Origin of the sequence: uncultured Oceanisphaera sp., assembly GCF_947495715.1 — a bacterium.
Classification (GTDB): domain Bacteria; phylum Pseudomonadota; class Gammaproteobacteria; order Enterobacterales; family Aeromonadaceae; genus Oceanimonas; species Oceanimonas sediminis.
The window spans coordinates 1-14,288 of record NZ_CANLZU010000031.1 but is presented as its reverse complement, the minus strand read 5'-3'; the positions used below and the strand labels follow the sequence as shown (position 1 = coordinate 14,288).

Sequence of the window (14,288 nt, the reverse complement as noted above, 5' to 3'; positions counted from 1 at the left end):
ATGATGGTGTCGTTGATCGTGGCGATGACCCAAGAGCGGGTTATCGGTAAAGAGAACCGTATGCCCTGGCACCTGCCGGCGGATCTGGCTTATTTCAAGCAAACGACACTGGGCAAGCCGGTGGTGATGGGGCGTAATACCTTCGATTCCATCGGCAAGCCGCTGCCCGGACGGCGTAATGTCATCGTCAGTACTCGCCTGGCCGAGGCGCCGGCGGGGACCGAACTGGTTGCTTCTCCGGACGAGGCGCTGGCGTTGCTGCAGGATGAAGCCGAGGTGATGATCATCGGTGGCGGTCAGCTCTATGCGGCCTTTATGCCGTTGGCACATCGCTTGTATCTGACCCGCATTGAAGCCAGCCTGGAAGGGGATACCCACTTTCCTCTGGTTGAATCAGACTGGAAGTTGGTATTGGAGCAACGACGGCCGGCAGATGAGCGCAATCGATACGATTGCCGGTTTCAGATGCTGGAGCGAGCCTGAGTGTGTAAAAAAGCCCGGCGATAAGCCGGGCTTTTTTACACCTCACACCTCACACCTCACACCTCACACCTCACATCTCATACCAATCCCACTAAACAAATGATCTATTTCATTTTTGTATAAAAGTCGAACAAAAGGCCCGCTCCCCCGACTCGCCGTGAATCCCTCCCTGGAGGCTCAGCCGCGCCATCCGTGGCGCGGATGGTCGGCTGAGCAGATCCCTTTGTCCTCCTTGAAGCTCCGGCGTCGCCTGTTAGCTCTGCCTGCGGACTTCCAGAAGAGGCAACAGAGAACGGCTCCCACGACCGTGAAATGCCAGGGACGGCATTTCCGAGCCCCCACGGATGGGTTCATGGCGTGTCGTGGGAGGCGGCTGTGTTGCCTCTGATCTGAGGCCTTAATATGATCAGATCATTACTGGGATTGGTTTCACACCTTATACCTCACACCTCACGGGCCTCAGGCATAAACCGGGCAGGGCGTTGCGATACGATCTCCGCTTTCCCAGTGCAGCATGGTCAGACTTCCTCCCCAGACACAGCCGGTATCCAGAGCATGGATATCGGCGGCATCACATCGGCCTTCCAGTGCGGCCCAATGACCGAAGATCAGCGGTGGATCCTGGCGATCCTGGCGTAATGTGAACCAGGGTACCAGTGTCGATGGCGCATCGGTCAGGGCGGCCTTGTGCTCGAAGTCGAGACGGCCATCCGGGTGGCACAGTCGCATGCGGGTAAAGGCATTGACGGTATAGCGTAGCCGCTCTGTATCGGACAGCGTCGGCTGCCAGAAATCCGGCTGATTGCCATACATCTGTTGCAGTCGCTCCCGGTAATGAGGCGACTGCAGCTCGGCCTCGGCCATGCGCGCCGAGGTACGAGCCTGCTCGATATTCCACTGTGGTGGTATGCCCGCATGACTGATGGCAAAGCCGTGCTGTTCATGCTCGGCCAGCAGCGGCCGATGGCGCAGCCAGTACAGTAGATCGGCCCGGTCGGCCGCCTGCAATATTTCATCTACCCGGTCGGCGGCCTTGGGCTTGCGGATGCCGTGGGCCACCGCCAGCAGGTGCAGATCGTGATTGCCGAGTACGGTAGTGGCGGCATCGCCAAGGGCGATGATCCGGCGCAGGCAGCCCAGTGAGTCCGGCCCGCGCGCCACCAGATCGCCGGTCAGCCAGAGCTGGTCACGGGACGGATTGAAGGCTACTTCGGCCAGCAGTTGATTCAGCTCGACCAGGCAACCCTGCAGATCGCCAATCAGGTAGGTGGCCATCAGTTGATCAGGTTGGGCTGGGCGAGACGAAAGGCATCTATCGGTGCCTCGAATTCGCCACCGTCTTCCCGGGTCATGGTATAGCTGCCTTCCATGACGCCCACCGGTGTTTCCAGGCTGACACCACTGGTGTAGGTATATTCTTCCCCCGGCGCTATGTTCGGTTGCTCACCCACCACACCGCTGCCTTCCACTTCGATTACCTTGCCGTTGGCATCGGTGATCACCCAGCGACGACTGATCAGCTTGACCCTTTCATCACCACGGTTACGAATGGTAATGGTGTAGGCAAACACATAATGCTGCTCATCGGGAGCGGAGCGGTCGGCCAGATAACGGGGTTGTGTGATGATATGAATCGCGCCGGGGGTCATAATTATTCCTTGCGTTGGGCCAGGGCGTTGGCCAGGGTCACGTACTGCACCAGAGACAGCTGCTCGGGCCGAGCGGTCGGATCCAGCCCCAGTGCGGTGAGCTGGTCGACGCTGAACAAATGGCTCAGGCTGTTGCGAATGGTCTTGCGTCGTTTGCCGAAGGCATCGGCGGCCACACGGGACAGGCAGGAGATATCCTGTGCCGGATAAGGCGGTACTTCGTAAGGCAGCAGCTTGACCACGGCGGAGTCTACCTTGGGGGCCGGACGGAAGGCGTCGGGACCGACTTCCAGTACCGGTACCACCTGGCAATAATACTGTGCCATCACACTCAGCCGACCATAGGCCTTGCTGCCGGGACCGGCAGCCAGCCGGTTGACCACTTCTTTCTGCAGCATGAAGTGCATGTCTTCCACGTGCGCGGCAAACTCGAACAGGTGAAACATCAGCTGAGTAGAGATGTTATACGGCAGGTTACCGAAAATTTTCAGTTTCTTGCCCGGCTCCTGCAACTGAGTGAAGTCAAACTTCATCGCATCGGCCTGATGGATGCTGAGCTTGTCCTTCAGAAACGGATGCTCGGCCAGCCGAGCGGCCAGATCCCGATCCAGCTCGACCACGTTGAGCCGCTGGATGCGATCACAGACCGGGCCGGTGAGGGCGCCGAGTCCGGGGCCGATTTCGACCATGGTAAAGTCATCGCTGGGATGAATGGCATCGACTATCTGATCGATGATGTAGTCATCATGCAGAAAATTCTGACCGAAACGTTTACGAGCCTTGTGACCCTGGTGAACCTTACTATTCATCGCGTTTTTCTATCATTTCAATGGCTTGATTAAGCGCGCACAGCATGCTGCCCGCATCGATTTTATTGGTTCCGGCCAGCTCCAGAGCGGTGCCGTGATCCACCGAGGTGCGGATAAAGGGCAGCCCCAGAGTGATATTGACCGCCTTGCCGAAGCCGATATATTTCAGTACCGGTAATCCCTGGTCATGGTACATGGCCAGGAAGGCATCCGCATCCTGCATGTATTTTTGCTGGAACACCGTATCGGACGACAGGGGGCCCACCAGATCCATGCCCTCGGCTCTGAGCGTCTCGAGGGTGGGAATGATGATATCCAGCTCTTCCCGTCCCAGGTGGCCATCTTCGCCCGCATGGGGGTTCAGCCCGCAAACATAGATACGCGGGCTGGGCAGGGCGAATTTGGTCTTCAGCTCGGCGTGCAGAATACGAATGATTTTGCTGAGCCGGTCTTCGGTGATGGCCTTGGCCACATAGGCCAGCGGTATGTGGGTGGTGACCTGCGCCACACGCAGTCCCGGTGCGGCCAGCAACATCACCACATCCGGCACATTGGCCTGCTGGGCAAAAAATTCGGTATGGCCGCTGAACGAGACCCCGGCCTTGTTGATGATGCCCTTGTGCACGGGACCGGTGACCACGGCGGCAAACTCGCCGTTCATGTTACCGTCGGAGGCGCGCTTCAGGGTTTCCAGTACATAGAGACCATTGGCTTCGTCGAGCACGCCGGGCAAGGCCGGCTTTGCCAGTTTGACCGGTGCTATGGTCAGGGTACCGGCCCGTTGGGGCCGAGGGGGCAGATCGGGCCGGTAGGGTTGCAGGGTCAGTTGTTTGCCCAGGGCATCAGCCCGGCTCTGGATCAGCTCCGGATCGGCGATCACCACCAGCTCTGCCGGCCAGTCTTGCTCGGCGAGGGCCAGCATCAGCTCGGGGCCGATGCCGGCGGGCTCACCGGGCGTTATTGCGATACGTTGACAAATCACAGTTCACCGTTCGATAAATGAGTGTCGACAATACGGATATAGGCTTCATCTTTCAGCTCATCGAGCCAGGTCTGCACTTCTTCGGTAAAGCGACGGTTGAAAATAAGCTGGTAGGCTCTTTGCTCGGTGGCCTGCTCGGTGGCATCCATCACACGCTTGTCCTCCAGCTGCACCAGGTGCCAGCCATGCTCGGAGCGGAACGGCTCACTGAGCTGGCCCACCTCAAGCTGGTTGACGGTGTCACGAAAGCTGCTGACATACATTTCCGGGGCCGCCCAGCCCAGGTCACCGCCATTGATGGCCGAGCCCGGATCTTCGGAAAACTGTTCCGCCAGCTGGGCCATGCTGGCCTCACCGGCACGAATGGAGCGGGCAAAGCCGGCCAGTCGGGACTGGGCTTTTTCTTCACTCAGAATGATGGAAGGCTTGAGCAGGATATGGCGGGCTCTGACTTCAACCGCCTGCACGGTTTTGGCTGTGCTGCCCTGGGTATCAAACACCGTAAGAATATGCAGGCCGGCACCGGAGCGAATTGGGCCGATGATATCACCCTTGCGGTTATTCTTCACGGCTTCGCTGAACAGGGAGGGCATTTCGTTGATGCCCAGCATGCCCCAGTCACCGCCTTCCAGCGCCTTGGGACCGGCACTGTGGGCAATGGCCAGCTTGCGGAAATCGGCCCCTTGCTCCAGTTGCTTGAGCAGCTTTTCCGCCTGGCGGCTGGCCTGGCGCAATTGTTCGGTGTCGGGAGTGGCGGGCAGCGGCAGCAGTATGTTACCGACCCGGTAGCGAGTCTGGTTCTGGCCCTGCTCCTTGATCATCTGCACCACCTGTTTGACTTCCTGATCGGAAATATTGATGCGACGGCGCACCTGATTGCGCGCCAGTTCACTCAGCAGAATTTCGTTGCGTACCTGCTCGCGAAACCGGGCGTAGGTCAGGCCGTCGGCCTTGATGCCGGCGCGCAATTGCTCGGGCGTCTTGCCTTCGCTGCGGGCGATGTTGGTAATGGCTTGTTCAAGCTGAGTATCGGTGATGCGCAGCCCCAGCCGTTCGGCCAGTTGCCGTTGCAGGCTTTCGAGTACCAGTCGATCCAGCGCCTGTCGACGCAGTGACTGTTCATCCGGCAGTGGCTGCCCGGCGGTGGCCGCACTTTGTTTTACCTGAGTGACCAGGCCTTCGAGCTGGCTTTCCAGCACTACATCCTGGTTGACGACGGCAACGACTTTATCGAGCAACTCCGCCGCCTGGCTGGTGGCCGATATCAGGCCCAGACCGGCGGCAATCAGCAGTTGTTTACATCTATTATTCATGACAAGTCCTGTGCGCAATGAAAATCAGTTATTGAGATTAAAGGGGCGATAATAGGGCAACAAGCTGGTACCCGGCGAAAAGTCACCGCTGCCGGTACCAAATGAGCTGAAGCCTTTCAGTTCGAAGCGCAGTCCGATCAGCGTTTCCTGCTGTGTTTCGGTCGGACTGAGCAGCGAGTCTTCTTTTTGTGATTGTTCCCACACCAGGCTGACGGCCCAGCAGCAGGAGTCGTAACGCAGCCCTATCAGAGTATCGATATTGCGACTTAGTTCAATATCCCGGTAATGACCGCCAATCAGCCGCCACTGCGGATCCAGTGGCCAGGAGAAGGTGCCCCCCAGCTGGTTGAGATCATTGCCCAGGCTGGCATCCGTAAAATAGCTCTGGTTCAGGTGGCGTAAGCCAAGCTGGGCCAGCTTGCCCTCGTCGTTGTATTCGAGGGTGACATTGCCGGCGGCGAGCCGGCTATTGGTGGTGTCCTGCTGGGCCTCGGTATGTACAAACCAGCTGCCGTCGATGTTCAGGTCACCCTCGAAAGTCAGGAAGGATCGCTTGAAATCGCTGGGCTCCTCACTGGGAAACAGCCGTACACGGGGTGAGGTAAAGTTATAGGTCTGGGCCAGGGCCAGGCGCAACCGTTCGACGCTGTCAGCATCGTAGATGCGACTGGTGAAGCCGGCGGTCAGCTGGTTGGCATCACTGATCCGATCCAGACCGGCAAAGCGGCGGTCGCTGAACAGGCTGTAGTAGTCCTGGCGCATATCGGTGGTGTCGTACAGGCCGATATTATCCTGCTCCTTGAACGGCACATACAGGTACTGCAGTTGCGGCTCCAGGGTCTGGGTAAAGTCCTGCTCAAACCATTGGGCTTCCCGGTCGAACACCAGGGTGCCGTTGAGTCGTAGGCGGGGCAGCAGCCGGTCGACGCTGGAGTCCAGGCTGTCGGCGGTAAAGCCCTGAACGTTACGGTAATAGGGAGCCAGCGTGTCTGGAATATCCTGCTCGTAATGAGTGTAATAGGCGCCCACATCGGTGGTGAGTTTTGCGCCCGGCTGGTTGACGACGGAATACACCAGTTTGGGCTCCGCATGAAAGCGCGTCGCCTGGTAGGTATTGTTGTTGTCGTTGTTGAACCGGGTCAGCTCGGAATCCAGCCCCAGATCGAACTCACCAAAGCCACGATAGCTGGTCAGCGCCAGGCTGGGTGCCAGCTGAAAGGGCATAGTCTGTTGATTGGCTCTGAGGATCTGGTAATCCCGCACCTCGGTGGTCAGCTGCCAGTGCCGGTCATAGTAACCGCCACCAAATGACTGCATCAGCTGGTTGTCGACCAGTTGCCCGACCGGTGGCGAGAAATCGTCAAAATAAGCGAAATCCCAGCCGGCGACCTTGGTGTAGTCGATGTTGCCGCGCCAGTGACCATCGGCATCGAAGCGGGCGTTATGGCGCCAGTTGAACAGCCAGCGCGCGTCATCCTGCCATTGGGTATCGGCCAGCTGATCGTCGCTAGACAGATATTCGCCATAGAGGGTGCCGCTTTGTCCTTCTACCGGCAGGTAGCGGAATTCGAGCTGGCTCATGGTGCCACGCTTGCTCATGATACGGGGCGTCAGGGTGGCGTCGTAGTTGGGTGCGATATTCCAGTAATAAGGTAAGCTGAAGTCATTTCCGTTTGAACCACCAAGCTCGATAGTCGGGTAGAGCAGGCCGCTTTGCCGTTCGTCCTTGACCGGAAACTTGATGTAGGGAAAGTAGAACACCGGCATTTCGCCCAGCCAGAGCACCGCATTCCAGGCTTCGCCGAACACTTGATCCTGTTCTACCTGCACCGAGCTGGCCTTGAGCTGCCACACTTCTTCGCCGGGCGGGCAGGTGGTGTAGCTGGCGCCCTGTAATTCAACCTGGTTGGCGTTATCGCTCAGCTGTACCCGTTTGGCCTCACCTCGCCCCTTCTCGCCATGAAACTGGTAATTGGCCTCGTCCAGCTCGGTATCCCTGGTGGTGAGGTTACCGGTCAGGCGCTCATCGCTGTCTACGCTGATGGTGCCGTCGGTGAAGTGGATGTTGCCCTCGGCCAGCACATCGCGGCTAAGCTGTTCCAGCTCGACGTAATCGGCACTGAACCGACGTTGCTCCTGGGCGACCTGTACATCGCCACGATACAGAATCTTGCCGTCCCGCGTGGCATTCAGTACCTCGGCGGTGACGGTAATGGGTGCGTTGGGATCACCCTGAGTGGCGTCCACCCGCAGCGGAACATGGCTGAAACAACGGCTGAAGTTAAGAGGGAGCGGGGACGCTTCTGCGGTGGTTTCAGTTGTGGTCTGAGCCTGAGCCAGGCTTGAGACAAGCAGCAGGGGAAAGCCGATAATCCGTATTCTCATGGGTTTACGCTCGCATTCCTGTCGTGGCGACACCGTCCCTTGGAGGCTGGTTGAGCTTTTGGTGTCATTACTTTATGGTAGCGGGCTATGATAAAGCATTCTTGCGGTCAGCACTATGGCCCTGCTTTAGCGTCATTTTTTCATCCAGGATCCCGTTCATGAAGTTAGCCGTTCCCCATTGGTTTTTGCTCCCGATGCGCACTGCTGTTGCCGTTCGGCACGTTTCGCAAGTGACTGCCCCGGAGGCTGGATAAATGCTGGCACATATAAAAGGCAAGTTGATTGGCTTTTTCTTCGGCCTGCTGATTGGCAATATTCCGGGCGCCCTGCTTGGGTTATGGCTCGGGCACCTGGTCGACAAGAAACTGGCCAATGCCTGGCTGTTCAACAAGGGCGCTCAGGCCGAGTTTCTCTATACCACCTTTGCTACCATGGGCCATGTGGCCAAGTCCAGTGGCCAGGTATCGAGCGAAGAGATTCGTCTGGCCGAGCAGCTGATGACCCAGATGCGGTTACAGGGCGAACAACGAGCGCAGGCCCAGAACGCCTTTCGCGAGGGTAAAAGCGCCGATTTTCCGCTAACCGAAACCCTGCGCCGTTTTCGCACGCGAGTCAAAGACAGCCGTAACCTGTTGCGCTTCTTCATGGAAGTACAGCTGCAGCTGGCTTTCGCCGATGGTGAGTTGCACCCGGAGGAACGTCGCCTGTTGCTGACCATTGCGGGGGAACTGGGTTTTTCCGAAGTCGAGCTGGAGCAGTTGCTGGCCTTTGCCGAGGCCCAGTTGCACGGGTTTCATCAGGGGCAGGGTCATGGCTCGGCCGGCCATACGCAACCGCCGGCAGAGCGACTACGTGACGCCTATCGTATTCTCGAAGTGGAAGAGGGAGCCGACGACAGCACGGTGAAACGCGCCTATCGGCGACAGATGTCCAAGCATCACCCGGACAAGCTGGCGGCTCAGGGTCTGCCCAAGGAGATGATGGACATGGCCAAGGAAAAAGCCCAGGACATTCAGCAGGCGTGGGAAACCATCAAGGCGGTACGCAAGATCCGCTGAAAGACCGGGATTGGGGACTGGGGAGCAGGGATTCGTTACTTCCCAGTCCCTAATCCCCAATCCCGAGTCCCCGATTTTTAAACCAGCCGGTTCTGTGGCTTGCCGGCGACGAAGGCCTCGATATTGTCGATCAGCTGATCCGCCAGTCGCTGCATGGCATTGTGGCTGGCCCAGGCGACATGTGGCGTCAGTATGAAATTGGGATACTGCAGTGCCTGCATCAAGGGGTTATCCGGTGCCGGTGGCTCCTGGCTTACCACGTCAACCCCGGCACCGCCGATGCGCTTTTGCGCCAGCGCCGCCAGCAAGGCCGCTTCGTCCACCAGGCCACCGCGGCCGACGTTGATCAGCAGGGCATCGTCCTTCATCAGTGTCAGTTCGCGCTCCCCGATCAGATGACGGGTCTCGGGAGTCAGCGGGCAATGCAGGCTGACCACATCGGCTTCCTTCAGCAGTTGTTCAAAGCCGACCCGACCTTTGCCGGCGGGCTGTCCCTTGCGTGCTCCTACTATTACCTTCATGCCCAGCGCCGTGGCCAGTTTTTCCAGGTCTTTGGCGATGGTGCCGTAGCCGATCAACCCCAGAGTCTGGTCGGCCAGATCCCGCACCGGGTAGTCGAAATAACAGAACTGGCCGCTTTGTTGCCAGCGTCCGGCAACAACGGAGGCATGATAGGCATTGAGGCTGCGGTTCAGCGCCATGATCATGGCCAGTGCATGTTCCGGCACCGAGTTTTTCGAATAGTCCTGAATATTGCACACGGCAATACCGGCCTGGCGGCAGGCGTCCAGATCGACGTTGTCGCTGCCGGTGGCGGCAATCACCACCAGTTTTAACCGGGGCAGTTGCGCCAGTATGTCGGCACCGAGCCGCACCTTGTTGACGATGGCAATATCCGCATCCTGCAGCCGTTCCAGTACCTGATGGGGTTCGGTTTCTTCATGGGTTTGCCAGCGGTGCTCGAAGGCCGGGGCGCGCAGTGTTATCTCCGGTGCCAGGGTTTTGCGATCCAGAAATACCAGTTTCATGGCGTTGTTCCTTTAATTGTTCTTTCAAGTAGTCCGGTGCGCTGGGGGGTAAGGGTAACCAACCCAGACGGATCAGCCAGCTGGCCATTTGTTTTTCCAGCATGCCTGGTGCGGCAAAGTGTTGCACCAAATAATCGGTTTTTCCCCTGCTACCAAGCTGTTGCCGGCGCCGCCGCTGATTGTGCCAGGCTAATGGGCTGTCAGGTCGACTATAGATATCCAGCACCGGGTAGGGGCTGCGGGCCAGGCTCATGGCCAGCATTTGCTGTTCGGCAGCGGGAACCGGCAAGGCATCCAGCAGTACCAGTGCCTGTGGCGGCGGCAGTGCTGTGCTGTCGACCAGCTGTTGATACCAGAGTGCGGCGCTGCCTTGTGCGACCACCAGTAAGGGAGGGGATGACTCCAGCCCGGCCAGTACGCCGCTCAGGCGAGTCGCGGTCTGCTCTTGCCATTGCCGCTGTTGAGCGGTGGGCTGCTCACTGGCGGGATTGAAGGACTGCTGAGCCGGATCGGGCTGCAGCACAATGAAGTCCCAGCCTCGTTGTTGCCAGTATGTGGCCATCGGCAGCCAATAATGAGTCTGGCCCTGTTCGGGCCAGATCATCAGGGTGCCGGCGGTACTGGCGCCGGCGGTGTTGAAGCGCAGCAGCTGGGCGGCCGGCTGATATTGCTCAAAGGCCGCCCAGTCGAGCCGAGCCTGGCTGACCGGTGCGACCAGCCAGGCTGCCAGGAAGGATGCTGCCCACCACCTTGGCCGAAACGCCATTATGTCATGTCGAACGGGGCGGGGGCGGTGAAGCTCAGCCACTCTTTGCTTCGGGGGTGGCGAAACTCCAGCTCGGCGGCATGCAGCTGTAAATGGGGTGCCATCTCCAGCGCTTCCCCTTCTGCATAGAGGTTATCGCCCAAAATCACATGACCCAGACTCTTCATGTGCACCCGCAACTGATGAGAACGACCGGTGATTGGCGTCAGCTTGATCAGGCTGCGGTCTGCCAGCCGGCGCAGACAGCGCCAGTGGGTCAGCGCCGCCTTGCCGTTTTCATGATCCACCATGTGCCGTGGTCGATTGGGCCAGTCACAGCACAGGGGCAGATCGATACTGCCCGCACTTTGTTTGGGATTACCATACACCCAGGCGTAATAGCACTTGGCGGTTTCACGCTCGCGAAACTGACGACTCAGCTCTCGGTGTGCCTTGGGGTGCAGTGCCATTACGATCACGCCCGAGGTGGCCATGTCCAGCCGGTGGACCACCTGAACCGTGGGATAAACGCGGGCTACCCGAGAGGACAGGCTGTCGTAATGAACAGGATCCCGGCCGGGTACGCTGAGCAGGCCGCTGGGCTTGTTCAGCACGATCAGGCTGTCATCCTGGTACAGCACGTCAAACGGGGGATCCATCGGCGGATCGTAACGCAGCAAAACCATGGTGCTCTTTCCTTATTGGTGGCTGACGACGATATACCGAATCGCGTCCAGTTTTAAGCGGGTATGGCTAAGCAGGCTGTCGATCTCGTCCCGCAGCTCCTGCACATGGGAAATCTCGCTGGCTCGCACATTGGGATTGACCTTGGCCAACTGCTGCAGGCGCTGCAATTCCTGGCCGATAGACGCCTGCATGCGAGAACGAGCCTGCTCGACCAGCACATGCATCTGTGCTTCTGCCACCGGCTGAGCCTGTTGCAGCAGATGATGAATGATGGTCTGCGAGGCATTCACCAGCTTGCTGGCCAGATGACGGTTGACCGGGCTGAGCTGTCGGTCGAACGACTCGAAGCTGACCTTGTCGGCCAGATCATTACCGTTTTTATCCAGTAACAAGCGAATAGGGGCGGGCGGCAGAAAGCGATACAGCTGGGCATGATGGGCCGACTCGGCCACGAAAATCAGCTCCAGAAACTGGGTGCCGACCGGCAGTGCCTTGTTCTTGAGAATGGCCACCGAAGTAGTGCCGATTTCCGATCCCAGTACCAGATCGATACCGCCGCGGATCATCGGGTGATCCCAGCTCAGCAGGTGCAAGTCATCCCGGCTGAGGGCGGTATCCCGGTCGAAGGTGATGCTGGCGCCGTCTTCCGGCAAGCCGGGAAAGCTCGGGATCAGCATCTGCTCGGTGGGACGCAACACGATGGCGTTTTCACCGCGGTCGTCCTGATGCACGCCCACTTCATCAAACAGTTTGATGGCGAAGATGGCCAGCGTCGGATCTTCGTCGATTTCGGTCAGCTCTGCGGCCAGATCCCGGTCGAGAATCACGCCGCTGGAGTTCAGTTCCAGTAGGCGATCCCGGCCCTGTTCCATCTGGCTGTTGAGTTCCTGGGTGAGGGTGCGGGTGTCGGCAATCAACTGCTCCAGTGCCGCTTCGTCCTGGCCGTGATCGGCCAGCAGCGCCAACAGTCGCTCGCCAACTTGCTGATAGACCGGCTGGCCAACTGCATTGGGCTTGCTGAAGGCATCCATACCCTGTTGATACCAGAGGGTCAGTGCCTGCTGAGCGGTACCTTCCAGATAAGGCACATGAATGTCGATATTGTGTTGCTGGCCGATACGGTCGAGGCGACCGATGCGCTGTTCCAGCAGATCCGGATTGAGCGGCAAATCGAACAACACCAGCTGATGCGAGAACTGGAAGTTGCGGCCTTCGGAGCCGATTTCCGAACAGATCATTACCTGGGCGCCGCCTTCCTGCTGGGCAAAGTAGGCGGCCGCCTTGTCGCGTTCCAGCAATGACATGCCTTCGTGGAAGACTGTACCGCGAATGCCTTCCTTGACCCGCAGCACTTCTTCCAGTGCCAGCGCCACGCCGGCCTTGGCGGTGATGATCAGAATCTTGTCGTTGCGTCTGGCCTTGGTGTATTCCAGCAGCCACTCGACCCGGCTGTCGAACTGGGTCCATGAGCTGTCGCCACCTTCAAACTGGCGATAAATCTCCTCCGGATACAGCGCCTGCAATGCCTGACTGGCATCATCCTGCCGACGACCCATCATGCCGGCCACGCGGATGGCGGTTTTATACTGGGTTGGCAGCGGCAAGGGGTGCACATGCAACTGACGGGCGGGAAAACCCTTGATGGCCTGACGGGTATTACGGAACAGCAGGCGGCCGGTACCGTGACGGTCGAGCAGCTGAGCTAGTAACTGCTGGCGGGCGGTCGGATCGCTCAGGCTACTGTCATCCTGGCCATCCATAAAGGGAGCCAGGCGGGCTTTTGCCGTTTCATCCAGTGGCGCATCGGAAAGCAGGGCTTCGGCGGCGGCGGCCAGTGGCTGATATTCTTCTTCTTCGGCCAGAAAGGCGTTGTAATCATAGAAGCGCTCGGGGTCGAGCAGGCGCAGACGGGCAAAATGACTCTCGTGGCCCTGTTGATCCGGTGTTGCCGTCAGCAGCAAGACGCCGGCGGTATCTTCGGCCAGTGCTTCCACTACTTCATAGGCGCGACTGGGTTGCTCGGCATCCCAGATCAGGTGGTGGGCTTCATCTACTACCAGCAGGTCCCAGTCGCTTTCATGCAACTGTTCGAAACGCTTGCGCTTCTTGGTAATGAAATCGAGGCTGCACAGCACCAGTTGTTCGGTATCGAACGGATTGGCGGCATCGGCAAAAGCCTCGACGCAGCGTTCTTCATCGAATAGCGCGAAATGCAGGTTGAAGCGACGCATCATTTCGATCAGCCACTGATGGATCAATGCATCGGGTACCAGGATCAGAATGCGGCTAGCGCGACCCGACAGCCATTGCTGCTGAATAATCATCCCGGCTTCGATGGTCTTGCCCAGGCCGACTTCATCCGCCAGCAGAACGCGCGGGGCATAACGGCTACCCACTTCCTTGGCGATATGCAGCTGGTGCGGGATCAGGCTGACCTTGCCGCTGGCCAGTCCGCGTAACGGCGAACGGCGCTGGGTGAACTGGTGCATCAGCGCCTGATAGCGCAGGTTATAGCGACCTATCTTGTCAATCTGGCCGGCGAACAGCCGCTCCTGGGGTTTGTTCAGCTTGATAAAGTGGTTGAGAAAGGTTTCCCGCAGGCTGGCAGGCTCGCCGGTATCCAGGCGAGTGCCGTGGTAGGTTAACAGACCCTTGTCTTCAGTGACGGAAGCCACTTCCAGCTCCCAGTCTTCGTGGCTGCTGATGCTATCGCCGGGGTTGAACATCACCCGGGTAATAGGGGCATCGTCCTTGGCATACATGCGGTTTTCACCACAGGCAGGAAAAAGCATGGTCACCATACGCACATCGATAGCGACGATGGCGCCCAGTCCAAGATCGGTTTCTGTATCACTAATCCAACGTTGGCCGAGGGAAAAAGGCATTCAATTCTCCAAGCTGAAGAGGGGGAATAAAAAAGGGGCGCTATCTTACCCCAAGCCCACAAAGGGCGCATCCGTCAAAGCGTCCTCGATAAGCCTGAGGCTAAGAATAGAAGCGAGAAAGCCATCTATATAGATAGCAAAGCGACAAAAACAAGCGGATTGTTTGATATGTGAGCAGGCGGTTTTATTTATCAAAAAAGCCCTTGCGCAAAATCAGCGGTTCCCTATAATGCGCATCCACTGACACGGGGCAACACGCCAACG

The 14,288-nt window shown here is 58.5% G+C and carries 12 protein-coding genes; 2 read left to right on the top strand and 10 right to left on the bottom strand.

All coding sequences use genetic code 11. The annotated features are described in order from the left end of the window. Positions 1–483, top strand: coding sequence for a type 3 dihydrofolate reductase (folA, locus tag Q0753_RS15670; RefSeq protein WP_298723275.1), 483 nt, complete (start codon positions 1–3; stop codon positions 481–483). A gap of 459 nt (positions 484–942) precedes the next feature. Here folA and Q0753_RS15665 read toward each other — a convergent pair whose 3' ends face one another. Genes Q0753_RS15665 through lptD form a run of 6 tightly spaced genes read right to left on the bottom strand, consistent with a single transcriptional unit; the run spans position 943 to position 7,621 of the window. Next, positions 943–1,758 carry a symmetrical bis(5'-nucleosyl)-tetraphosphatase gene (locus Q0753_RS15665; protein ID WP_298723272.1) on the bottom strand — a complete coding sequence of 272 codons (816 nt, stop codon included), beginning with the start codon at positions 1,756–1,758 and terminating at the stop codon, positions 943–945. Continuing rightward, positions 1,758–2,132 (bottom strand): Co2+/Mg2+ efflux protein ApaG, encoded by a 375-nt coding sequence (apaG, locus tag Q0753_RS15660; protein WP_298723269.1) that lies wholly within the window; start codon positions 2,130–2,132, stop codon positions 1,758–1,760. The genes Q0753_RS15665 and apaG overlap by 1 nt, the downstream gene beginning before the upstream one ends. A 2-nt stretch (positions 2,133–2,134) precedes the next feature. After that, positions 2,135–2,941 (bottom strand): 16S rRNA (adenine(1518)-N(6)/adenine(1519)-N(6))-dimethyltransferase RsmA, encoded by an 807-nt coding sequence (gene rsmA, locus Q0753_RS15655; protein WP_298723266.1) that lies wholly within the window; start codon positions 2,939–2,941, stop codon positions 2,135–2,137. Then, positions 2,934–3,923: a 4-hydroxythreonine-4-phosphate dehydrogenase PdxA gene (gene pdxA / locus Q0753_RS15650; RefSeq protein ID WP_298723263.1), complete on the bottom strand. Its 990-nt coding sequence runs from the start codon at positions 3,921–3,923 to the stop codon at positions 2,934–2,936. Before pdxA ends, rsmA begins: the two co-directional genes overlap by 8 nt. Then, positions 3,920–5,236, bottom strand: coding sequence for a peptidylprolyl isomerase SurA (gene surA / locus Q0753_RS15645; RefSeq protein ID WP_298723260.1), 1,317 nt, complete (start codon positions 5,234–5,236; stop codon positions 3,920–3,922). Before surA ends, pdxA begins: the two co-directional genes overlap by 4 nt. A 24-nt stretch (positions 5,237–5,260) precedes the next feature. Next, positions 5,261–7,621 (bottom strand): LPS assembly protein LptD, encoded by a 2,361-nt coding sequence (lptD, locus tag Q0753_RS15640; RefSeq protein ID WP_298723257.1) that lies wholly within the window; start codon positions 7,619–7,621, stop codon positions 5,261–5,263. 254 nt (positions 7,622–7,875) lie between these two features. On the opposite strand from lptD, the gene djlA reads away from it, so the two are divergent. Continuing rightward, a complete protein-coding gene (gene djlA, locus Q0753_RS15635) occupies positions 7,876–8,679 on the top strand; it encodes a co-chaperone DjlA (protein ID WP_298723254.1) in 804 nt (267 codons plus the stop codon). 77 nt (positions 8,680–8,756) lie between these two features. Here djlA and Q0753_RS15630 read toward each other — a convergent pair whose 3' ends face one another. From Q0753_RS15630 to rapA, 4 genes are read right to left on the bottom strand one after another with little or no spacing between them, the layout of a single operon-like run. After that, the gene (locus Q0753_RS15630; protein ID WP_298723251.1) at positions 8,757–9,707 is read right to left on the bottom strand and encodes a D-2-hydroxyacid dehydrogenase; all 951 of its coding nucleotides are present in this window, start codon (positions 9,705–9,707) and stop codon (positions 8,757–8,759) included. Then, the gene (locus Q0753_RS15625) at positions 9,619–10,473 is read right to left on the bottom strand and encodes a DUF3530 family protein (RefSeq protein WP_298723247.1); all 855 of its coding nucleotides are present in this window, start codon (positions 10,471–10,473) and stop codon (positions 9,619–9,621) included. Before Q0753_RS15625 ends, Q0753_RS15630 begins: the two co-directional genes overlap by 89 nt. Continuing rightward, on the bottom strand, positions 10,473–11,132 hold the full coding sequence (locus Q0753_RS15620) for an RluA family pseudouridine synthase (protein ID WP_298723331.1): 660 nt from the start codon (positions 11,130–11,132) through the stop codon (positions 10,473–10,475). Before Q0753_RS15620 ends, Q0753_RS15625 begins: the two co-directional genes overlap by 1 nt. An 18-nt stretch (positions 11,133–11,150) precedes the next feature. Next, complete coding sequence (rapA, locus tag Q0753_RS15615) at positions 11,151–14,024, bottom strand: RNA polymerase-associated protein RapA (protein ID WP_298723244.1); 2,874 nt, start codon at positions 14,022–14,024, stop codon at positions 11,151–11,153. Positions 14,025–14,288 lie beyond the last annotated feature (264 nt).